Here is a 20,562-nt window from a genome sequence, read left to right as displayed (position 1 = left end):
ACTTTGCCGATAACTTGAAACAACGGAAATCAGATCATGGCTATTAAAAAAATGACCGACCTGAATCTCGCCGGCAAGCGGGTTCTGATACGCGAAGACCTGAACGTTCCGGTCAAAGACGGCACCATCAGCAGTGATGCCCGCATCCGCGCCTCACTGCCGACCATCCAGGCAGCGGTGCAGGCCGGCGCCAAAGTCATGCTGATGTCCCATCTGGGTCGTCCGCAAGAGGGCGTCTACGACGAAGCGGCCTCCCTGCAGCCGGTTGCCGAGCATTTGAGCACCCTGCTGGGCCAGGAAGTGCGTCTGGTGCGCGACTATCTGGACGGCGTAGAGGTGGCCGAGGGCGAAGTGGTGCTGCTCGAAAACGTCCGTTTCAACAAGGGCGAGAAAACCGACGCCGACACCCTGTCCCGGCAATACGCGGCCCTGTGCGACATTTACGTGATGGACGCCTTCGGCACCGCCCACCGGGCTCAGGCGTCTACCCACGGGGTGGCCCGCTTTGCCCCGGAAGCCTGTGCCGGCCCGTTGCTGGCGGCTGAGCTGGAGGCTCTGGGTAAGGCCCTGGACAACCCCGCCAAACCGGTGGTGGCGATTGTCGGCGGCTCGAAAGTGTCCACCAAGCTGGACGTTCTCAACGCGCTGGAAAAGGTCTGTGATCAGATCATCGTCGGCGGCGGCATTGCCAACACCTTCCTGGCCGCGGCCGGTCATTCGGTGGGCAACTCCCTGTGCGAGCACGACCTGCTGGAGACCGCCAAAGACATCGCTTCCCGGGTGGATATTCCGTTGCCGGTCGACGTGGTGGTGGCCGGCGAGTTCGCTGCGGATGCCACGGCGACTACCAAGAACATTGCCGAGGTGGCCGCCGACGACATGATTCTGGACGTGGGCCCCGAAACCGCCGCACAATTCGCCGAATTATTGAAAAACGCCAAAACCATTCTCTGGAATGGCCCGGTGGGGGTGTTCGAATTCGACCAGTTTGGTCACGGCACCCAGACGCTGGCGAAAGCCATTGCCGAGAGCGACGCGTTTTCCCTCGCGGGCGGCGGTGATACCGTGGCCGCGGTTGACAAGTACGGTGTAAATGAGAAGATTTCTTATATTTCCACCGGCGGCGGTGCCTTTCTTGAGTTTGTTGAAGGTAAAACACTGCCCGCAGTCGCCGTGCTGGAAGAGCGCGGCGTTTAACGCACCCCAGCTCCGATACTGATACGGCACCTGCTTGATGCCTGCGCCCCATTTTTTTGAAACAAGGAGAGAACACCATGGCCCTGATTTCTTTGCGGCAACTGCTGGACCACGCCGCCGAATACGGCTACGGCGTACCCGCATTCAATGTGAACAACCTCGAACAGATGCGCGCCATCATGGAAGCGGCCGATCAAACCGACTCCCCGGTGATCGTGCAGGCCTCCGCCGGCGCCCGCAAATACGCCGGTGCGCCTTTCCTGCGCCATTTGATACTGGCCGCCACTGAAGAGTTTCCGCACATTCCGGTGGTCATGCATCAGGACCACGGCACCAGCCCGGCGATTTGCCAGCGCTCGATCCAGCTGGGCTTCAGCTCGGTGATGATGGACGGCTCCCTCAAGGAAGACGGCAAAACCCCGGCCGATTACGACTACAACGTGGATGTTACCCGGCGCACCGTCGAAATGGCGCACGCCTGCGGGGTGTCCGTGGAGGGCGAACTGGGTTGCCTCGGCTCCCTGGAAACCGGTCAGGCCGGTGAAGAAGACGGCGTCGGCGCGGAAGGTACCCTGGACATGAGCCAGATGCTGACCGACCCGGAAGAGGCCGCCGACTTCGTCAAGCAAACCCAGGTCGACGCCCTGGCCATTGCCATCGGCACCAGCCACGGCGCCTACAAGTTCACCCGCCCACCCACGGGCGACATCCTCGACATCGAGCGGATCAAAGCCATCCACCAGCGCATCCCCAATACCCACCTGGTGATGCACGGTTCCAGCTCGGTGCCCCAGGAGTGGTTGCAGGTGATCAACGAGTACGGCGGTGAGATCCCCGAAACCTACGGCGTGCCGGTGGAAGAAATCATCGAAGGCATCAAGCACGGCGTGCGCAAGGTCAATATCGACACCGACCTGCGTCTGGCCAGCACCGGTGCCATCCGCCGCTACCTGGCGCACAACCCGGCTGAGTTCGACCCGCGCAAATACCTGGCCGAGTCCGTGCAAGCGATGAAAGACATCGTCATCGCCCGGTTCGAATCCTTCGGTACCGCAGGCAATGCGGGCAAGATTACGCCCATCAGCCTGGAGAAAATGTACCAGCGCTACGAGTCCGGCGAACTGGCCGCCAAAATCCAGTAGGCCTGACTTGATGCAATAACCCGGGGTGGTCCTGACTGCCCCGGGTTTTTTTTGCCCCTGAATCTGAAGGCAGCCCTGGCCGGGGAAAATGCCGGAGGCAAGCATTTACGTGGTGTTGGCCGGGACGGTGCGTTTTCAGGTACATGGTGATTTCGATAGCTTCTATCTGTGCCATTGTCGGCATTGCCAAAAAGATCGGGTTCGGCCCATGCGGCAAACCTTTTCTCTCATTCCGCTAAACTGGTCTGGCAATCGGGTGCAGACGCTGTAGCTTCCTTTACCCTTCCAGGCACTCGTCACCACAGGAGCTTTTGTAAGTTGTGTGGCTCAGCATTGCCAAACACTGAGATCCCGGGCTTGCTCGTCGTTCCCGCAGGGTGCTTGGACTCAGAAATAGCTATGGCGCCAACCGCGCACATCTTTTTGTCCGGCAAAGCTGGTTGGGATGGCAAGTTAGAGAAGGTGCCAAAGTTTGAGGGGCTTCCAGATTGAACTACCATCATATAACCAGTGGCTGTTGGCGGACGCACCCAGACCGCGCACCGGCACGGCGCAAAGCCAAGCGTCAGTTGCCTCAGATCCGGAAACGGGAGTATCGATGGAAATCTCAATTGAAACCGAAGTGGAAGCCCCTCCAAGTGACGTCTGGTATGCCTGGGTCACACCTGAAGACATTGCAAGTTGGCATTTTGCGATTGAACAATGGCACTGCCCAGCGGCAGAACTCGATCTTGAAGTGGGCGGTAAATTCAACTATCGAATGGAAGCCAAAGACGGATCGATGGGCTTCGATTTCGCAGGAGAGTTCACGTCGATTACCCCGCGAAAAGCCATTCATTACAAGTTAGAAGACAACCGTGCAGTTAAAGTTGAATTTATTGAAACTGCTGTTGGCACAAGGATTGTCGAAACCTTTGAGGCAGAGAGCGAGAATTCTGCGGAACAGCAACGGCAAGGTTGGTTGGGCATCCTGAATAATTTCAAAAAACACGTCGAAAGCAAATGCTACTAACCAGGCCATCAATGTTGTTCCGGGCATTCGGTCCTCCACCGAACGCCCTTGTCTGGGCGTCGCTTATGGCTGGCGTTAGTCAATAATGGTAGCGGAATTAAGCAATAAGTAGAGCGTCATTCTTGACCTTGCAGACCATGCGATTCTCTTCGTTAATTCGGCGAGACCAATAGCCAGCCAAGCCATGTTTAGGGACTCCGGCTTTCCAAGACCTTCGAACGGTCTTCACAGACCTGCCCGATGGTTTTTGCTAGATTGGTTCTGGCAGTTGCGGAGCTAATGACATCCATAAGATTGCTCCTGTGCAAAATACAGTCCATGGACAGGATGCCGCACATGTGAGGGGTTCACAATAGGCTGCTCAACGACCGATTTTACGCCGCTGCTCGGCTCCAATCAGGCGCGTGGGCAACTTTTGGGTAATTTCTCGCTCTGAGAGAGTGTTTTTTTAGCTAACCCAAGGAAAGGAGAAAAGGACGCATGGAATGTCCGACCATTTCCGGACTTCGGCTGGATTCCGAAGATCTGGAAGCCATAGAAGCCATTCAAAAATCCCAGCGTAACGGAAATATGCTGGAAATCATGTTGCCCGCTGGTGTCATGACCGCAATTTTTCTTGGCAACAACTCCGCGCAGGCCGCATACAATATCCATTCAACGGATTGGGTACAGTTTGCCGAAGCAATGACCCGAATCTCACCAATGGTTAAAAATCGAATCGTCACCATATCTCGGATGCAGCGCTTACGAGCGGGTTTATCCTATGAACAGACACAGTTCTGGCGGGCCGTCGAGGCAGGGTGCCAGCCGTGAGAATCTTGAGAACATCTATAGTGGTTTGTTGGGGTTTGTTTTCGGCAGCTTGTAACGCGGACGCTAAATCCGTTTCTCAGCAATATATTGAGATCAACATACAGCGATTGGAGTCCGCTATAGCGGAATGTGATGCCATTGCTTCGGCGCGAACTATGCCGGATTCAAAGGTGTTGGGTTTACTCAGACAGTATAGGTATGAGGATGTTCGTGTTTTCCTTATTACACGAAGTGCATTGATGGCGGAGGAGTGTCAAAAGCCGCACCTCACTGACTTGGCTTACACAATCGGTATGCTGGAAGCGTCCACTGTTTTCAGCGAGGTGGAGGACTTGATTGCTAGCGTTAAGCCTCTGATGTATGGAAAAGAAACCTGGGCCGTCAAAGAGAGATACCTGCAACTGTCAGAAATCATGCGGGAAGAGCTAGAGTCGATCCCGTACTTTCAGAGGCCTTTTCGTAATATTCCAATAATTGAAGCACTGGAGTCTGCGAACAAACCATAACAATTCGCTGCACACGGTGTGTACTTCCCTTGGTGAAGTGGACACGCATCGAAAACTTCGCAGGAGGAAAACACGATTCCGGCAATGAACACTGGGAAGGAAACGAAGCAGTGCAGCGCTGAGTTCAAAGTAAAGGCGGTCGAATGGGGTCACCGGGCCCACCGCAGTGTCAAACGCGTAGCGGAGGCGCTGGATGTTCACCCCTTCATGCTGTCACGCCGGTGTAAGGAATAGTGTGAGGGGGCCTGTTTTATTTCGCTGAGCGACCAGCTGACAGCACACCCACGCCGCATTGGTACGCGGTTCGCTCAGATCTCATTGCCCGGTCTGAGACTGTCATTGTCACCATTGATACACGGAATGTCGCGGTCGAAGGTTTGAATGGGCAGGCGGGTCAACGGCAGGTTTCAGCGTCGCTTGGGTGATCGATACGGAGAACTCATAACCAGGCCCGTCAAGGCGATGTCTGCAGCATTTCAAGGAATAAGCAATGAAACTGGTAATAGGGAATAAAAATTATTCGTCATGGTCGTTAAGGCCCTGGCTTTTTATGTCGGTTCACGAATTGCCGTTTGAGGAAGTGCGGATTCCGCTGAACCAGGATGATACTCACACCATGTTGTCTCGGCACACCGATGCAGGGAAAGTCCCGGTGCTCGAAGACGGTGATCTGGTCATCTGGGATTCGCTGGCCATCTGCGAATATATTTCAGAGCAGTATCTGCAGGGTGGCGGATGGCCAAGCTCCGTTCGTGCACGGGCAGAAGCCAGATCCTGCAGCGCGGAAATGCACTCCGGCTTCCCAGTGATTCGAGGCGAATTACCAATGAATTGCCGGGCAACCGGGCGCAAAGTCCTTGTTCACGAAGCCCTGGAGCGGGAGGTGGCTCGGATAGACCAAATCTGGTCCCGGTACCGGAACACCTATTCGGGGGCAGGTCCGTGGTTGTTCGGTGAGTTTTCTATTGCGGATTGCATGTTCGCTCCAGTTGCATCGCGATTCCAAACCTATGGAGTCAATGTCTCGGCTGCCTCTTCAGCATACATGCAGTTGATTCTCGGCCATGAACACATGGCGGCGTGGGTCAGGCAGGCTCACGCAGAGCCTGAAATCATAGACGTGGCTGAGGTGGGCTTGTGACTACTACAGGCACGGTAGCGGCTGCTCGTTGTGGCCAGGACCAGGTCAATATCAAACCGACAGGCCACTTTACAGGTGCTGAGCCTGAGCAAATTCCTGGGCCATTCCTCCCCGGTGCCCCAAAATATTCCAGGATGTCCGGTTGGCCCCAGCCTGACCGGTATTCAGTAGCATCCTTTCTGATCCAGGCAGGCGTCATGCTCAGTTCCCACCATGGTTCAACGCTGCGACCACTGTTGTTAAGTGGGCCTCCGGCCAGGCGCGAGGGAGCTATACTGTCGGTGCGGGAGTGTTTACCGGTGCGCGGTTCCGGTCGCGTTGAATTACCCGGGGCGTTTCGTGCTGAATCCGAGGAGGGCAACCTCAACTGAAGGGAGCGTGACGATGGCTATCCGACTGAATCACACGATCGTTGCTGCCCACGACAAAGCGGTGTCTGCCAGCTTCCTGACCCGGATGTTTGATCTGCCGGCGCCCACGCTGCTGGGCCACTTTGCGGTGGTACAGGTGGGTGAAACGTCCCTGGATTACATGGACTGCGAGGGCGAGATAGCGCAGCAGCACTATGCTTTCCTGGTCAGTGAAATCGAATTCGATGAGATCTTTGAGCGTATTTGTGAGCAACAAGTGCCCTACTGGGCCGACCCGTTTCGTCGCGAACGGGACCAGATCAATACCTGGGACGACGGGCGCGGCCTGTATTTCGACGACCCGAGCGGCCACCTGCTAGAGATCATCACTCGTCCCTATGGCAGCGGCGGTACAACTGCCTCCAACCCGCACCCCTTGATTGCGCCAACGCTTGAACCCGGCGACCACGAGGGCGGCCGCGCGGGGCCGGCCGACAATCGCGGCGGGGATACACCTGCCCAATCGGAGAGATCGGATTGACGCCAGCCACCGCGCGCTCGTTGCAAGCGCCACAATTCCTCCTGGGGTGCCCCGGTTGCGGCAATGAACAAAGCCTGCTGCTACTGCGAGCAGGTTTCGACCAGCGGCAACGGCAGCTATATTCTCAGTAGCGATGCGCTCTCTAGGCCGCGATCAGGCCGCGACGGTCAACGGTGGCAGCGGCGAGCGGGTGGAAATTCAACGGTGAGGGTCTCCCATGGATTTCAAAGATTACTACGCAGTGCTGGGCGTCAGTGAGTCGGCGACACCGGAAGACATCAAGAAGTCGTACCGGAAGCTGGCGCGGAAATACCATCCGGACGTGAGTAAAGAGGCCAACGCCGGTGAGAAATTCCAGGACGTCGGCGAAGCCTATGAGGTCCTGAAGGACCCGCAAAAGCGGGCCGAGTACGATCAGCTGCGCCAGTACGGAAGGGCCGGGGGGGGATTTGAGCCGCCGCCGGGCTGGCAGAGTGCCTCCAGTTTCGGGGACGGTGGCTATACGGAAGCGGACGCCCGTCAGTTCAGTGAGTTTTTTGAATCCATTTTTGGCGACCAGCGGCGTCACGCGGACGGGGCGCACCGTGGGTTTCGGTCCCGTGGCCCCGGTCGGGGTGAAGACGTGCATGCCCGTATTGCTCTGTTTCTGGAGGAAGCCTTCCACGGTTGTGAAAAGCAGGTGCAGTTTACGGTGCACCAGGTCGATGACCAGGGGCGGCTGCGCCCCCGTCAGAAAACCCTCAATGTGAAGATTCCGCCGGGCCTGCGAGATGGTCAGCCCATCCGGCTGAAAGGGCAGGGGGCACCGTCGCTGGGCGGTGGTCCCCCGGGGGACCTGTTTATCGAGGTGGAACTGGCACCACACCCGATCTTCTCGGTGGAGGGGGCGAACGTGTTGGTGACGGTGCCGATCACCCCCTGGGAAGCCGCGCTGGGTGCCACCATTACCGTGCCAACGGTGGGCTCTAAAGTGAACCTGAAAGTGCCCAAAGGCACCTCCAGCGGCCGCCGCTTGCGGCTCAAGGGCAAGGGCCTGCCGGGCAAACACCCGGGCGACCAGCTGGTGACGCTGCAAATTACCATACCGGAAGAGCACAGCCAGGAAGCCGAGGCGCTTTACCGGCAGCTGGCCGACGCAGAACAAACCTTCAACCCCCGGCAAAAACTGGGCGTGTGAGTGAGGCGCTGACCATGAGCAACAAAGTAACCGTCGTGATGATCGAACAGACCGAGCCCCAGCAAGACGTGTTCACCTTGCGTGAGCTGTGTGAGCGCACTGAGGTACACGCCGAATTTGTCATCAAGCTGGTGAGTTACGGTATCATTTCTCCGGTGCGCGACTGCCCCGCGGCTGAGTGGTGCTTTGATCTGAACGCGCTGGTGCGGCTGCAAAAAGCGCAACGCCTGCAGCGGGACCTCAACCTCAACCTTCCGGGCTTGGCGGTTTCACTGGATTTGCTGGATGACGTGCGCAACCTGCGTCGCGAGGTGGCGCGGCTGAACCAGCAGCTGGCCCAGTTTCTTGGTTAATTCCGGGGCTTGGCTTTATTGGTAAGTATCTAATTTCTTTGCGAAAATGAGACGGGTTGCCCAGTTTCGAGGTCCGCCTCTGGCCCTTGCGCACCGGCTGGGAATACAATCGCGAAGCTGGGTAGCTGGCGTGGGCGACAGGGTGAAGGCCTGGCTCAAAGGCAGCGTATGTTTATTCGACGAGCCTGAACCGGTAGAGGTAAAAACGCAATGAGCGCACTGAAGGCTGACACCGAGCCAATGGAGCAGACCGCATCGTGGCAGCCCGCGAAGTTGCTTAACTCGGTGCTTACTGCGGGAGCCTGCGATGTGGTCCGCCATTGGGTAACCCACGCCGACTACCTGGACGAATACAACGAGCCCGTTATGCTGCCCGCGGTCCTCGGCGATGAGCCCGGGTTTGGACGGTTGGTGCGCGCTGCGAACAACTATCTGAGTCCGCTCTCCGTGCTCGGTGAGTTGTTGCGCAAGGGGGTTGTCGAACAGCTTGGTGACAGCCAGTTGCTGTTGCGCCGCAGTGCCTACGTACAGGTGTCTGGCCCGCCTTGATTGTGTTCCATCCGGAGTCAGGTATAAAGTGGCTGCGTGGGTTCGTCAGCATTTGAGGAGTTGTCATGGGCGAAGCAAAAAACCGCCGGGCCGCGGGAGGGGGAACTCCCCGCAGGTCCAAGGGTAAAAAACCGTTGCACATCACCGCCGTGGTACTTGGCGTAGTGGCGGTGCTGGTGGGTCTGTACTTGCTGTTGACGCCCCGTCCGGCCGCCGACCACTTGCCGGTCGCGGCCGCCAACGCCGGTCCCTTCCCCGCCGCGCTGGATCAATACGGCATTTCTCTGGGCGCTGCCGACGCACCCGTGGTGGTGCGCGAATTCGCCGATTACCAGTGCCCCGCGTGCGGCAACTTTGCCGCCGCCGTGGCCAAACTGATTCCCGAATATGTCGACACCGGCAAGGTGCGCCTGGTGTACTTTGATCTGCCGTTGCGCATGCACAACAACGCCGTACCCGCCGCCATGGCAGCCCGTTGCGCCGGGGACCAGAACGCCTACTGGGACATGAACAAGCAGATCTACGCCAAACAAGGTGAATGGAGCAGCGCCAGCCGCCCGGTGGACGCCTTTACCCGGTATGCCAGAGGGTTGGGGCTCGAAGAACGGCGCTTCCGCCGCTGCATGAGCACCGATTTGCACCTCGAAGCCATCCAGCAAAGCCGCGATGTGGCCATGCAGTTGCAGGTCACCAGCACGCCCACGGTGCTGGTCGACAATATCCGCCTGACGCGCCCGGGCTGGGTCCAGTTGCAGGCCGTGGTCGACCGGGAACTGGCCCGTCTGTCCAGGTAGCCACGGCGGCCAACCCGCCGGTTGCGCTAATACCGGACTTGCATGTCGGTCTCCGTGGTATAAAATTCATGCCCTTTAATGAACCATGCTCCGGATTTACGGTCCGGTCCGCAGGAGAAAAGCGCGATGAATAGCCCGCAAGTCAACCGCACCGTGGTGTGCGCCCTGTACAAATTCGCTGAACTCGACGATTACCGGCACTTACGAGAGCCGCTGCTGAACCTGCTGCTCGCCCACAAGGTGCATGGCACCTTGCTGCTGGCCCGGGAGGGCATCAATGGCACCATCGCCGGCAGTCGCGAGGGCATTGATGAGGTCAAGCACTGGCTGGCCCGGGACGGGCGCTTTGCCGGTATCGACTACAAAGAATCACTGGTGGACATCCAGCCGTTCAAGCGCACCAAGGTCAAGCTGAAGAAAGAAATCGTCACCATGGGCGTGGACGGCATCGACCCCAAACGGATTGTGGGCACCTACGTCAAACCCAAAGACTGGAATGCGCTGATCTCAGATCCCGAAGTGCTGCTGGTCGACACCCGCAATCAGTACGAAGTGGAAATCGGTACCTTCAAAAACGCGGTAAACCCGGCCACCGATACGTTCCGCGAGTTCCCCGACTACGTGCAGCAGCATCTGGACCCGGCCAGGCATAAAAAAGTGGCCATGTTCTGTACCGGCGGCATCCGCTGTGAAAAATCCACCGCCTATTTGAAGGAGCAGGGCTTCGAGGAAGTCTACCACCTCCATGGCGGCATTCTGCAGTATCTGGAAGAGGTGCCCGAGGAGGAGTCCCTGTGGCAGGGCGAGTGTTTTGTCTTTGACGACCGGGTCACGGTAAACCATCGCCTGGAGCGGGGCGGGTATGATCAGTGCCACGCCTGTCGCCGGCCGATCACCGAGGCCGATAAACAGCGTCGGGAGTACGAACGGGGCGTCAGCTGTCACCAGTGTGCCGCCACCCTGAGTGAAGAACAGAAAGCGCGCTTTGCCGAACGCGAGCGGCAGATGCGTCTGGCCGCGCAACGGGGGGAGGTGCACGTCGGTGGTGAGGCCGCCCGGATCATTGCCGAGCGCAAAGCCCGCAAAAAAGCAGAGCGCGCGCGTCAGGCGCAGCAGAGCGAAGCGGGCGAAAAACAGCGGGCCTGACCCCGCCGGCGCTAAACGCGATTCCTCAGCCCCAGTTCTTCCGGGTAGGGGCTGAGGTAATCCTGGATCGACAGATAGGCTATGGGTTCCCGCCGCTGGGCCATCCGCAACAGGGTCATGGGGACAATCAGCGGCAGCTCGCCGCGATGGTAGGCCTCGATTTGCTCGCCCAGCATTTTCCTGTCTTCTGCGGGCATGCCGTCTTTCAGGTAACCGGCCAGGTGCTGCATGGCGTTGACGTGGGAACCCCGGCTGACCAGCCGTGTCATCGCCGTCATAAACCCGCGAATGTAAGTGTCGGCCAGCGCCTCCAGTGGCTGGGCTTTCAGATCGGCCAGCAGTGGCCCCAGTTGGCGGTAAATTTTCTCGTTGTGGGCCAGCAGCTGAAACTTGTGGCGGGTGTGGAAGTCAATCAGTGCCTTTGGGGTCAGTTCGGCGGCGACGTTGCGCAGCCAGTCGTCGTACACGAAGACCCGCTCGATAAAGTTCTCTTTCAGCTGGTCGTCGTTCAGCCGGCCTTCCTCTTCCACCGGCATGGACGGGTACGCCTGCATCAAGGCGGCGGCAAACAAACCGCGACCGTCGCGACGGATCACCCGGCCGGCTTGGTTGTGCACTTTGATGCGCTCCATCCCGCAGCTGGGTGATTTGGCCATCAGAATGTAACCGCGCAGGTGACCAAGTCTGGGCAGTGCCCCCGCAATGAACTGCTCCATCGGCGCTGAAAAATCCCGCTCGCCCTTGCTCTCGATCAGGCGCACCTCTGTGCCGAACTCGCGGAGATGAATGGCGGGGCGCGGCACACCCATGCCGGACTCCAGCTCCGGGCACACGGCGTGAAACTCGAAATGACGGGCCAGCACTTCCGTGCAGTAGCGGGAGTGTTTATGGCCGCCGTCGTGGCGGACTTCCCTGCCCAGCAGGCAGGCGCTGATACCGACCGGAATCTTGTTTTCCATTATCGCCTCATCATCAGGGGGGCCGAGGGGCCCGGAGTCCCTGCCGGGAACGCCGGGGCAGGTCAATCCGTGGTCCGTTCACACAGTGTAAACCCATCGGGTGTCAGGAGAACAGCCGCCCGGGTGTTACGCCGTGGTGGCCTGTGCGCTTTCTTTGCTGGCCCGGCTGGCCAGGGCGGTAGCGTAGATCAGGCGGATGTCCCGGGCAAACTGATCGACCGAAAAGTCTTTGGCGAACGCCAGCGCATGCTCGGACAATTCGGCGCGCAGGGCGTCGTCTTCCAGCAATAGTTGTACCTTGGCCCGCCAGGGCTCCTGCTTGGCCACGGTTTTGAAGCCATTGAACCCCTGTCGCACCACGTCGTCAATGCCGCTGGAGCGCACCGCCACGACCGGCAGCCCCGCGGCCATGGCTTCCAGAATCACCATACCCTGGGTTTCCGATCGGGAGGCAAACACAAAGACGTCCCCCAACCGGTACCAGGTGGCCATTTCGTTTGGGGGAATGGCGCCCACCAGCACGAACCGGTCTGCAAGTTGATACTGTTCGATGCGTTGCTGCAGGCGGTCCCGCTGGTGACCGTCGCCAATCATCAAAAAGCGAAAAGGCGTGTCGGTCTGTTCACGTAATGCGGCTATGGCATCGATCATAAAATCGATGTTCTTTTCATTGGACAGGCGGGACACGCTGATCAGCACTTTTTCATTACCGGCCAGTTGCAGGCGCTGTCGCAGCGCGTCGACGTCCCCGGGCCTGACCGCCTGAAAGCGCTGGTATTCAATGCCGGTGGGTTGCACAAACGAGGGGGTCTTCACTCCGATCATGCGCAGATACTCCTCCGTGGAATCCGTCGGCACGATTACCGCGTCGCACTTGTTGGCAAAATGACGGATGAGTTCATGGGAGATCAGGTTGCGGAATAACGAACCGGGCAACGGGACAAAATGCGCGTAATGCTCCAGCCGGGTGTGGTAGGTGTAGACCGCCGGAACGTTCAGGCGCCGCGCTATAAACAGGCCCAGCGTACCCAGCCAGAACGGGTGGTGCACATGGATGATGTCCGGTTTGAAGCTGCGTACCGCACGGCGAATCCGGCTCAAAAAAATATTGGCCATCCGGAATTCGCGTTTGGCACCCAGGGTGAGCAGCGCCGGGACCCGCACCACTTGGCCATTTTCGTCCGCCTGTTCCTTATAGCGGGGGGCGACTATCAGCACCTGATCGCCGAGGGATTGCAGACCGCTCTTGAGCCGCTCGATGGAGATAGGGACGCCGCCGATAAATGGCAGGTAGTTGTTGGTGAACATGGCAACCCGCAGGGGGCGGCTCAGCCAGGGCGCCGGATCCAGGTCGTAATCCGGGTAGTAGTCACGGCCGACAAACACCACCACGTAGAGTTTGATAACAATCAGGATAAAGACGCTGACCAGCAGAATAAAGTTGAGATAGCCGACGTAAAACAGGGAATAGATGAAAAACCATAGACTTTCCAGGCGCTTCAGCACCGGGTGCTGGCCAACCTCGAGAGGCTGCAGGTTGATGCTGACCTGGCCCTCGGCGTCGACGTCGACTTTCACGAAGTGGTAAAAACTGAGCTCATCGTTCAGCACCAGGCCGCCGGCACCGCCGGTGGTGACGAACCAGGTGCCGTCTTTCTCCTGCTGCGAGTAGACCGCCATATTGGCCGAGAACACCGCGTCCACCCGATGCAATTTGAACAACTCTAGCAGCGCCTGCTGAAATGCTTCGGGGGCCAGATAGTCGTCCGGCTGGACAAACAGTGTTTCCTGAGGGCTGGGTAACAGGGGGTGGCCGACAAACACAAACTTGTGCCGGGCGTCATCTTTGTTCAGCAGATCCGTCAGCCAGCGCACCTGCCATTGCCAGGGCGTCTTGCTGGTACTGTCGAGGAAGATCAGGCGGCTGTTGCCGGCGCGGATGCTGTAAAAATGCGGGCCGAAGTGATCGTAAAACCGGAAACTGCCAAAGTTCTGATATTCGTTTTTTCCGAAGGTCAGCAGGTAGGGGATCTGCAGGTGGCTGAGGGAACCGTAGAGCGCCCGGTATTTGTCTTCGCTGCCATTACTGACCGCATTGCCTGCCGAGACCATAAAATCCACATCGGCGTTCAGCATCGGAATGATGCGCTCTTCAAAAATGCCAACGGAGTTGTTGATGTTACCCACCACCGCAAAGCTGAAGGCGTCTCTGCCGGCCAGGGTGCTGGTCAGTCGCGCCGCTTCTTCGGTGTGCACCGCTGAAAACGCGTTATCTGACAGATTGAGGTACACCTTGTAGCCCACCAGTAACAACACAATCATCAGGTTGAAGTAAAATAAGGCCTTCAGTTGTGCCGCCCGGTTTCTGAACCTCATTGCTGCTCCTTGCGCCCCGCATGCAGTTCCCGTTGCACGATCATCAGGCCAACCAGCATGCCCAGATAGATCGTCAGAAACCGCCAGCCGATAATCACCAGAATCAGGTGGTTCGCGGTGAGGGTAGCCTGAAAAAAGGTTCCGAAAACGCCTTCCGAAATTCCCGAGGCACCCGGCGTTGGGGAAACATACATAATAAACGTGGTCACCACCAACAGCCCGAGTGTGGTCAGGTAATCCACTTCGTACCCCAAACTATAGATCAACAGGGCCGGAATGCTGAACAGGCTCAGCAAGAACACGCAGGTAGACACAACGGAGAGCAGTACCCAGTGTTTGGGACCGCGCAGGTACTCAGCAAAGCTCTGGGAAAACTCAAGCATTTCCCGTTTGATCTTGTACAGCCACCGTCGTTGCCGGGTGTCGCTGAGCAGACGCACTCTGTGCAGCCAGGAGATCAGGGTGCACAGGGGACCGATCAGCCAGCGGGTGCGAAACAGCACCACCGCAAAGAAGCCCAGATAGAGGGTGATGAACACCGCCAGGGCCATGGCCAGGTCGCTCAGCAGAGTTTGCTTCTGCAGAACCTCCAGGGTCATCAAAAAGAAGGGTGTGAGTGAAAATATAAAGATGACGGCCAGTACGGTACGAATGGTGGTGGCCGCCGTGGCGTAACCCAGGGGCACGCCATGCCGCTGCAGGTACCAGATTTGTGCAAACCCGCCCCCCGTGGCCATGGGTGTGACATTGGCAAAAAACAGGTTGATAAATACCAGCTTGAATACTTTTTTGAACGGCAGGCCGTAGCCCAGCGCCCGCAGAGTGCAATAAAGGCGTAATCCGTCAGAAATGAAATACACCAGCAGCAGGGTTGCTACCGCCAACAGGGTTTGAGGGGCCAGCAACCGCCAGTCAAACGAGACACTTTTGTCTGCGAACTGCAGGTAGACCACCGTCAGTCCGGCGAGGGTCAGGGCAATAAACAGCAGGCCGGACCACAGCAAGCGGCGGCCCGGCGCTCGCGACTCCTCTGTGGAAGGGTCGGATGTGTCGCTGGAAAGTGTGCTGGGATCGTCCATAACGTGCTCACTGGTAAGTGACTGGGGCAGTTTACTGCGACAGCCCGGGGGCGTGTCCAGCAGAGCCTGCGTGGTCGGTTCGGGCGCAACGGCCGGGGTCACCGCGGTGGGTGATCCGTGCCCGCCAGATCTTGTTCAAATAACCCCCGCAGGGCTTCGGCGCTTTCCTTCGACGACTCAATGATCTTTTCCGGGTCGTGATGCATCCCGTACTGCCGTCGCAAGGTCCGTTGGTCTGCCTCGCGGAACAGGGTGGTCAGCTCCTGGGCTTCGGCCCGCTCGCGCCCGAGGGTCACCAGCAATTCTTCGGCGGTCGCCAGGGCGGACAAATAGGTTTCCCGCAGTATCCAGGTAACCCCGGCGTCCATCAGACAGTGGGCGTGGCGCCGGTTCCGGGCGCGGGCGAGAATGCGTACGTGGGGAAAGTTCTGTTGCATCAGGCGGGCCGTTCTGAGTGAGGCGCTGATGTCGTCGATCGCCAGCACCAGCACCTTGGCGTCGCCGGTTTTGGCGGCGTGCAGGACATCCAGCTGTGAGGCGTCGCCATAGTGGACCTTGTTGCCAAATTTGCGCACCACGTCGACCTGGTCCGGGCTGATGTCCAGCGCCGTAAACGGTATTTGCAGCGAGGCCAGTAGCCGGCCGCTGATCTGGCCATAGCGGCCGAATCCGGCAATCACCACCCCCGACTGGACCTCGTCAGGCTGCTCGAACGCAGGTTCCGTTTCGCGAACCAGGTGAGGGGTCAGTTTTTCAAACAGAGTGAGTAACAGCGGGGTCAGAATCATCGACAGGGTGATGACCGCCGTCATCTGTTCCCGCAGCACCCGGTCCACCAGATCAAGCTGGCCGGCGAGGGACAGAATCACAAAGCCAAACTCGCCCCCCTGGCTGAGCAGCAGGCCCAGTTTGAGTGCATTCACTCCCTTGATCTTGCCGCCCCAGTAACCCACGGCTGCGATGACCACGGTTTTGATAAGCATGAGCAACAGCGCAACGGACAGCAACTGCAGCGGCGACGAGATCACTTTCGAGAGATTCAGGGTCATGCCGACCGAGATGAAAAACAGCCCCAGCAACAGCCCCTTGAACGGCTCTATATCGGCTTCCAGCTGGTGGCGAAACTCCGATTCGGCCAGCAGCACCCCGGCGACAAATGCGCCAAGGGCCATGGACAGGCCCACGAATTCCATCAGCAACGCCGTCCCCGACACCACCAGCAGGGTCGCGGCAATGGATATTTCCCGGACCCCGGTAGAGTGCACGAACTTCAGCGCGCCCCGCAGCAGGTATCGGGCGACGATGACAATGGCGGCAAACAGCACCACAATCTGCACGGCGTCGGTCAGCAGGTCCTGCCAGCCGGCATTGGTCTCACCGCCACCCGCCAGAAACGGCAGGAATGCCATGATCGGAATCACCGAAATATCCTGAAACAGCAAGAAGGCGAAGGACAACCGGCCGTGGGCACTGGTCAGCTCTTTTTTCTCGGCCAGCAATTGCAGCACAAACGCGGTGGAGGACAGCGCCAGCGCACAACCCACCACGATGGCCGCTGTGTAGCTGCCACCGGCCAGCACCATGGCGCCCCCCAGCGCCGCCACGCACAACACCACCTGCAGCGATCCCAGACCGAAAATGGGCTTGCGCAAGGCCTTGAGGCGGGAAAACTGCAACTCAATGCCGATCACGAACATCAGCAGCACCACCCCGAATTCGGACATGTGCATGACGTTGTCGGGGGCCTTGAAGACGCCCAGCCCATAGGGACCCAGGACCATGCCCGCAGCAATGTACCCCAATACGGCACCCAGACCGGCCCGTTTGAACAGCGGTACGGCGATGACCGCTACGGACAACACGATGACTATCTGGCCCAGTCCAATCATGATCGGCATCCAAGGCTGAGGGGGAAACTGTACAATAGGCGCAGGCAATACCGCCGTTTTCTAAATTATTGCAGGAGAATGCAGATGTCACGTCATTTTGACGAGGCCCCGGGCCTTTCAGAAACCGTCGATCCGGCCACGGAAGGTTATGTTTTCAATCAGACCATGCTGCGCATCAAGGATCCGGCACGCAGTCTGGACTTCTATACCCGGGTCATGGGGATGAGGCTGGTACGCAAGCTGGACTTCCCCGACATGAAGTTCACGCTGTATTTTCTGGCCTATCTGGATGAGCAGCAGGCCGCGGCGGTCCCCGCTAATGACGCGCAACGCACCACCTTCACCTTTGGCCGCGAAGCCATGCTGGAGCTGACCCATAACTGGGGTACCGAAACCGACAGCGAGTTCAGCTACCACAACGGCAACGACCAGCCGCAGGGGTTCGGCCACATCGGCGTGGCAGTACCGGATGTGTATCAAGCCGCCGAGCGTTTTGAGCAACTGGGCGTTGACTTTGTCAAACGGCCCGACGACGGCAAGATGAAAGGGCTGGCGTTCATCAAAGATCCGGACGGTTACTGGATCGAAATTCTGCAACCCAACATGCTGGAAAGCCAGGGCAACACGGCCTGAAGCACGGCGATTGGGGCACCGGCTAGGCGTCACACAGCAGTAACACGATCAGCTCCTTGGGACCGTGCACACCGTAGGCCAGGGTTTGCTCGATGTCGGCGGTCTTGGACGGGCCGGAGACAAGCAGCGCGTTGGTGGGCATGTTATTGGCCCAGTGCTGAGCCGTCATAGCCTCATGCAAGGTGGCGTACAAGGTGGAAGCCTCCAGTACTGCGATGTGCACCGGAGGCACCAGACTCATCAGTCGTGGCTCATCCGCCGTTGGCCACAGCAGCAAGGAACCGGTCTCGGCAATGCCGCCCAGGGTGGACGTGAGGCTGGCATCCACCCGGTCAAACAGTTCGGGCTGCCACTGTTCGATGGGGCGGTCGTAATGCAGCAGCTGGGGCAGGTCCTCCCGCGTCGATTGGCGCAGGGTGACGCCCACCGGGTGGTGCCTGGGCGCCAGCAGGTGGCGTACCTTGCGGGTTTGCAAAATTTCTGCCAGCCGCGCCACCCAGTTGTCCCGCCGCAGACGGTGGGTTTCTCCGTGCACCGATTCCAATGCGATTTCAAACGCGTCCAGCTTGTCGGCCAGACTCCAGCGGTGCCGGTTGAGCACCGAGAAATCACACGGGGGAGCCGCCGGCAGAGTGCCCGTGCGGGCCCGCAGCCGTTGCAGAATCTGCTCTTTGGTGCTCATGGCTGCCGCTCCCGCATCCGTGCGTGCAAACTCCTGGCTGCCAGCTTGGGTGCGCTGCGGTGGTCGGTCCAGCCGCCAAAGCGAACCGGCTGCAGGCGGCGCAATCGGGCCGCCAGGCGGGTGCCGAGGCGATACAGCGTCGGCGACGTGTGCATCAGCCGCCAGCCTTGCCACGCCAACGCTTCCCAGCGGTTGCGTTTGCTGCCGTGGCCCCGGACGATAGCGGGGTGTTGCTGGTCGCCGTCGACGGCTTCCTGCCGCAGGCGTACCAGCAGGTCGGGGATGGGGATGCGGACCGGGCAGACTTCGGCGCAGGCCCCACACAGACTGGAGGCGCTGGGCAGGTCGGCGGTCTCCGTCAGCCCCAGCAACTGGGGCATCAGAATCTTGCCGATGGGGCCGGGGTAGGTGGTGCCGTAGGCGTGACCACCGATACGGGTATACACCGGGCAGTGATTCATGCAGGCGCCACACCGAATGCAGCGCAGCGTATCCAGCAGCTGATCGTCCTGATAGATCGACGAACGACCATTGTCCACCAGCACCAGGTGCACCGCCTCCGGCCCGTCCAGCTCATCCGGTTGGCGCGGCCGCGAAATCATATTGACGTAGGTGGTGATGGGTTGCCCGGTGGCGGAGCGCGTCAGCAATGCCAGCAGGGGCGCAACATCCTCCAGCCGGGCCACCACTTTTTCGATGCCGGTCACCGCAATGTGACAGGGCGGCACCGTGGTGGTCATGCGGCCGTTGCCCTCGTTTTCCACCAGGCACAGGGTGCCGGTTTCGGCAACCGCAAAATTGACGCCGGAGATGCCGACGTCCGCCTGGGCGAATTTTTCCCGCAGTTGCTTTCGGGCGCTGGCGGTGAGGTATTCCACATCGGGGAAACGTTCGGTGCCGGTTTTGGCGTGCAACAGGTCGGTAATGTCTGCGGTGTTTTTGTGGATCGCCGGCATGATGATGTGGGACGGGGTTTCTTCCGCCAGTTGCACGATGTATTCGCCCAGATCCGACTCCAGCGCTTCAATGCCCTGCGCGTCCAGGTAATGATTGAGGTCCATTTCCTCGGACACCATCGACTTGCCCTTAATGACCCGTTTGGCGTCGCGGGCCACGCAGATGTCACGCACAATCCGGCAGGCTTCGGCGCCGTCGTTGGCCCAGTGCACCTGAATGCCGTTGGCGGTTAATCTGGCCTCCAGTTGTTCCAGCAATTCAGGCAATTGCACCAGCGCACGCAGGCGAATGTTGGCCCCCAGGGTACGCAGCGCCTCCAGGTCCCAGTCGGCAAATGCCGCCTTGCGCTTGCTCATCAGCCCGTCCATTGCCTGGCGAAAGTTCTGGCGGATTTTGGGGTTGCGCAGGGCGGCGTCCGCGCGGGGTTTGAAGTCTCCCGGATGACCGTGTTGGTGGCTGGACTGGCTCATGGGGGCGACTCCCCGCCGGTACGCTGCCACAGGTAGCTGAGAATATGCTCGCCGACGATTGCTTTGTCGGCTTTTTCAGCGTGACCGGCAATGTTCATCAGGCAGCCGCAATCGGTGGTTACAAAGCCCCGGGCGCCGGTGGCGACCAGGGCGTCGGTTTTGTCACTGACCAGGGCGCCGGATATCTGCGGGTGGCGCACCGCAAAGGTGCCGCCAAAGCCGCAGCACTCTTCCGCCCGGGCCGGGTCAACCACCGTGACTTGTTTGAGTTGCCCCAGCAATGCCGGGCCGACGCCGGCCAGCCCCAGTTCACGGCGGGCGGAGCAGGACGTGTGCATGGCTACGGTATCCGGCTCCCCCAGGTCCTGCAATTGGATATGGCACACATTCAGCAGAAAATCGGTCAGTTCCAGCACCCGCGCCGCTACCCGCTCAGCGGCGGCCTGATGCGGTGTGTCACGAAACAGCGCAGGGTAGTGGGTGCGCATCATCCCGCCACAGGAACCGGAGGGCACTACGATGGGCCAGTCGGCGGGGAACAGGTTCAGTTGCGCGGCGGCCACGGCGCGGGCCTCATCGTGATAGCCGGAGGTATACGCCGGTTGCCCGCAACAGGTCTGACCCTGGGGGAACAGAACCTCGATGCCTTCCCGTTCCAGCAGCTGGATACCGGCCAGACCCGCCTCGGGGTAGAACAGGTCAATCAGGCAAGTGGCAAAAAAATACACTTTATCCGGCTTGGCCGGGTATACCTTAACCGGGTCTGCCATGGGGGAGGCTCCACTGCTGCGCCGAA

General features: G+C 59.3%; 21 protein-coding genes. 13 read left to right on the top strand and 8 right to left on the bottom strand.

Going from position 1 to position 20,562, the window contains the following annotated elements:
• Positions 1-36: 36 nt before the first annotated feature.
• From BG841_RS02755 to BG841_RS02745, 4 genes are all read left to right on the top strand, one after another.
• Positions 37-1,197 carry a phosphoglycerate kinase gene (locus BG841_RS02755; protein ID WP_070056257.1) on the top strand — a complete coding sequence of 387 codons (1,161 nt, stop codon included), beginning with the start codon at positions 37-39 and terminating at the stop codon, positions 1,195-1,197.
• Between the two features lie 77 nt (positions 1,198-1,274).
• Complete coding sequence (gene fba / locus BG841_RS02750; RefSeq protein ID WP_070056256.1) at positions 1,275-2,339, top strand: class II fructose-bisphosphate aldolase; 1,065 nt, start codon at positions 1,275-1,277, stop codon at positions 2,337-2,339.
• Positions 2,340-2,507: 168 nt separating this feature from the next.
• Positions 2,508-2,831 carry a GFA family protein gene (locus BG841_RS16405; RefSeq protein WP_228141576.1) on the top strand — a complete coding sequence of 108 codons (324 nt, stop codon included), beginning with the start codon at positions 2,508-2,510 and terminating at the stop codon, positions 2,829-2,831.
• 106 nt (positions 2,832-2,937) lie between these two features.
• A complete protein-coding gene (locus BG841_RS02745; RefSeq protein ID WP_070056255.1) occupies positions 2,938-3,351 on the top strand; it encodes an SRPBCC family protein in 414 nt (137 codons plus the stop codon).
• Between the two features lie 97 nt (positions 3,352-3,448).
• Here BG841_RS02745 and BG841_RS16805 read toward each other — a convergent pair whose 3' ends face one another.
• A complete protein-coding gene (locus BG841_RS16805; protein WP_141737049.1) occupies positions 3,449-3,580 on the bottom strand; it encodes a type II toxin-antitoxin system YoeB family toxin in 132 nt (43 codons plus the stop codon).
• Positions 3,581-3,831: 251 nt separating this feature from the next.
• Between BG841_RS16805 and BG841_RS02740 the strand changes: the two genes are divergently transcribed.
• From BG841_RS02740 to BG841_RS02695, 8 genes are all read left to right on the top strand, one after another.
• Positions 3,832-4,164 carry a hypothetical protein gene (locus BG841_RS02740; RefSeq protein ID WP_070056254.1) on the top strand — a complete coding sequence of 111 codons (333 nt, stop codon included), beginning with the start codon at positions 3,832-3,834 and terminating at the stop codon, positions 4,162-4,164.
• 996 nt (positions 4,165-5,160) lie between these two features.
• Positions 5,161-5,811, top strand: coding sequence for a glutathione S-transferase family protein (locus BG841_RS02725; RefSeq protein ID WP_070056252.1), 651 nt, complete (start codon positions 5,161-5,163; stop codon positions 5,809-5,811).
• 384 nt (positions 5,812-6,195) lie between these two features.
• On the top strand, positions 6,196-6,702 hold the full coding sequence (locus tag BG841_RS02720; protein ID WP_070056251.1) for a VOC family protein: 507 nt from the start codon (positions 6,196-6,198) through the stop codon (positions 6,700-6,702).
• A gap of 217 nt (positions 6,703-6,919) precedes the next feature.
• Positions 6,920-7,879, top strand: a complete 960-nt coding sequence (locus tag BG841_RS02715) for a DnaJ C-terminal domain-containing protein (RefSeq protein ID WP_070056250.1) — start codon at positions 6,920-6,922, stop codon at positions 7,877-7,879.
• A gap of 14 nt (positions 7,880-7,893) precedes the next feature.
• On the top strand, positions 7,894-8,232 hold the full coding sequence (locus BG841_RS02710; RefSeq protein WP_070058656.1) for a chaperone modulator CbpM: 339 nt from the start codon (positions 7,894-7,896) through the stop codon (positions 8,230-8,232).
• 210 nt (positions 8,233-8,442) lie between these two features.
• Complete coding sequence (locus tag BG841_RS02705) at positions 8,443-8,781, top strand: hypothetical protein (protein ID WP_070056249.1); 339 nt, start codon at positions 8,443-8,445, stop codon at positions 8,779-8,781.
• A gap of 65 nt (positions 8,782-8,846) precedes the next feature.
• Entirely contained in the window at positions 8,847-9,575 is a 729-nt protein-coding gene (locus BG841_RS02700) for a DsbA family protein (protein ID WP_070056248.1), read from the top strand.
• Positions 9,576-9,701: 126 nt separating this feature from the next.
• Positions 9,702-10,721 (top strand): rhodanese-related sulfurtransferase, encoded by a 1,020-nt coding sequence (locus BG841_RS02695; protein ID WP_070056247.1) that lies wholly within the window; start codon positions 9,702-9,704, stop codon positions 10,719-10,721.
• An 11-nt stretch (positions 10,722-10,732) separates the two neighbouring features.
• Here BG841_RS02695 and BG841_RS02690 read toward each other — a convergent pair whose 3' ends face one another.
• From BG841_RS02690 to BG841_RS02675, 4 genes are all read right to left on the bottom strand, one after another.
• Entirely contained in the window at positions 10,733-11,680 is a 948-nt protein-coding gene (locus tag BG841_RS02690) for a YbgA family protein (RefSeq protein WP_070056246.1), read from the bottom strand.
• Positions 11,681-11,806: 126 nt separating this feature from the next.
• Positions 11,807-14,056 (bottom strand): glycosyltransferase, encoded by a 2,250-nt coding sequence (locus tag BG841_RS02685; protein ID WP_070056245.1) that lies wholly within the window; start codon positions 14,054-14,056, stop codon positions 11,807-11,809.
• Positions 14,053-15,135, bottom strand: coding sequence for a lysylphosphatidylglycerol synthase transmembrane domain-containing protein (locus BG841_RS02680; protein ID WP_070058655.1), 1,083 nt, complete (start codon positions 15,133-15,135; stop codon positions 14,053-14,055). The genes BG841_RS02685 and BG841_RS02680 overlap by 4 nt, the downstream gene beginning before the upstream one ends.
• A 98-nt stretch (positions 15,136-15,233) precedes the next feature.
• On the bottom strand, positions 15,234-17,024 hold the full coding sequence (locus BG841_RS02675) for a monovalent cation:proton antiporter-2 (CPA2) family protein (protein ID WP_070058654.1): 1,791 nt from the start codon (positions 17,022-17,024) through the stop codon (positions 15,234-15,236).
• Positions 17,025-17,108: 84 nt separating this feature from the next.
• Here BG841_RS02675 and gloA point away from each other — a divergent pair, with 84 nt between their 5' ends.
• A complete protein-coding gene (gloA, locus tag BG841_RS02670; protein ID WP_070056244.1) occupies positions 17,109-17,657 on the top strand; it encodes a lactoylglutathione lyase in 549 nt (182 codons plus the stop codon).
• Positions 17,658-17,679: 22 nt separating this feature from the next.
• On the opposite strand, the gene BG841_RS02665 is transcribed toward gloA, so the two are convergent.
• From BG841_RS02665 to BG841_RS02655, 3 genes are read right to left on the bottom strand one after another with little or no spacing between them, the layout of a single operon-like run.
• On the bottom strand, positions 17,680-18,339 hold the full coding sequence (locus BG841_RS02665) for a LutC/YkgG family protein (protein WP_070056243.1): 660 nt from the start codon (positions 18,337-18,339) through the stop codon (positions 17,680-17,682).
• Positions 18,336-19,766, bottom strand: coding sequence for a LutB/LldF family L-lactate oxidation iron-sulfur protein (locus BG841_RS02660; protein WP_070056242.1), 1,431 nt, complete (start codon positions 19,764-19,766; stop codon positions 18,336-18,338). The genes BG841_RS02665 and BG841_RS02660 overlap by 4 nt, the downstream gene beginning before the upstream one ends.
• Positions 19,763-20,536 carry a (Fe-S)-binding protein gene (locus tag BG841_RS02655; protein WP_070056241.1) on the bottom strand — a complete coding sequence of 258 codons (774 nt, stop codon included), beginning with the start codon at positions 20,534-20,536 and terminating at the stop codon, positions 19,763-19,765. Before BG841_RS02655 ends, BG841_RS02660 begins: the two co-directional genes overlap by 4 nt.
• Between the last annotated feature and the right edge of the window lie 26 nt (positions 20,537-20,562).

The sequence above is a fragment of the Marinobacter sp. X15-166B genome, assembly GCF_001752365.1.
Taxonomy (GTDB): Bacteria; Pseudomonadota; Gammaproteobacteria; order Pseudomonadales; family Oleiphilaceae; genus Marinobacter.
This window is presented reverse-complemented; position numbering and strand designations above follow the sequence as displayed.

What these genes read in the sequence shown, in the direction of transcription:
- BG841_RS02755 (WP_070056257.1), top strand. Translation starts at nt 37, where the DNA reads ATGGCTATTAAAAAAATGACCGACCTGAATCTCGCCGGCAAGCGGGTT.
- fba (WP_070056256.1), top strand. Translation starts at nt 1,275, where the DNA reads ATGGCCCTGATTTCTTTGCGGCAACTGCTGGACCACGCCGCCGAATAC.
- BG841_RS02745 (WP_070056255.1), top strand. Translation starts at nt 2,938, where the DNA reads ATGGAAATCTCAATTGAAACCGAAGTGGAAGCCCCTCCAAGTGACGTC.
- BG841_RS02740 (WP_070056254.1), top strand. Translation starts at nt 3,832, where the DNA reads ATGGAATGTCCGACCATTTCCGGACTTCGGCTGGATTCCGAAGATCTG.
- BG841_RS02725 (WP_070056252.1), top strand. Translation starts at nt 5,161, where the DNA reads ATGAAACTGGTAATAGGGAATAAAAATTATTCGTCATGGTCGTTAAGG.
- BG841_RS02720 (WP_070056251.1), top strand. Translation starts at nt 6,196, where the DNA reads ATGGCTATCCGACTGAATCACACGATCGTTGCTGCCCACGACAAAGCG.
- BG841_RS02715 (WP_070056250.1), top strand. Translation starts at nt 6,920, where the DNA reads ATGGATTTCAAAGATTACTACGCAGTGCTGGGCGTCAGTGAGTCGGCG.
- BG841_RS02710 (WP_070058656.1), top strand. Translation starts at nt 7,894, where the DNA reads ATGAGCAACAAAGTAACCGTCGTGATGATCGAACAGACCGAGCCCCAG.
- BG841_RS02705 (WP_070056249.1), top strand. Translation starts at nt 8,443, where the DNA reads ATGAGCGCACTGAAGGCTGACACCGAGCCAATGGAGCAGACCGCATCG.
- BG841_RS02700 (WP_070056248.1), top strand. Translation starts at nt 8,847, where the DNA reads ATGGGCGAAGCAAAAAACCGCCGGGCCGCGGGAGGGGGAACTCCCCGC.
- BG841_RS02695 (WP_070056247.1), top strand. Translation starts at nt 9,702, where the DNA reads ATGAATAGCCCGCAAGTCAACCGCACCGTGGTGTGCGCCCTGTACAAA.
- BG841_RS02690 (WP_070056246.1), bottom strand. Translation starts at nt 11,680, where the DNA reads ATGGAAAACAAGATTCCGGTCGGTATCAGCGCCTGCCTGCTGGGCAGG.
- BG841_RS02685 (WP_070056245.1), bottom strand. Translation starts at nt 14,056, where the DNA reads ATGAGGTTCAGAAACCGGGCGGCACAACTGAAGGCCTTATTTTACTTC.
- BG841_RS02680 (WP_070058655.1), bottom strand. Translation starts at nt 15,135, where the DNA reads ATGGACGATCCCAGCACACTTTCCAGCGACACATCCGACCCTTCCACA.
- BG841_RS02675 (WP_070058654.1), bottom strand. Translation starts at nt 17,024, where the DNA reads ATGATTGGACTGGGCCAGATAGTCATCGTGTTGTCCGTAGCGGTCATC.
- gloA (WP_070056244.1), top strand. Translation starts at nt 17,109, where the DNA reads ATGTCACGTCATTTTGACGAGGCCCCGGGCCTTTCAGAAACCGTCGAT.
- BG841_RS02665 (WP_070056243.1), bottom strand. Translation starts at nt 18,339, where the DNA reads ATGAGCACCAAAGAGCAGATTCTGCAACGGCTGCGGGCCCGCACGGGC.
- BG841_RS02660 (WP_070056242.1), bottom strand. Translation starts at nt 19,766, where the DNA reads ATGAGCCAGTCCAGCCACCAACACGGTCATCCGGGAGACTTCAAACCC.
- BG841_RS02655 (WP_070056241.1), bottom strand. Translation starts at nt 20,536, where the DNA reads ATGGCAGACCCGGTTAAGGTATACCCGGCCAAGCCGGATAAAGTGTAT.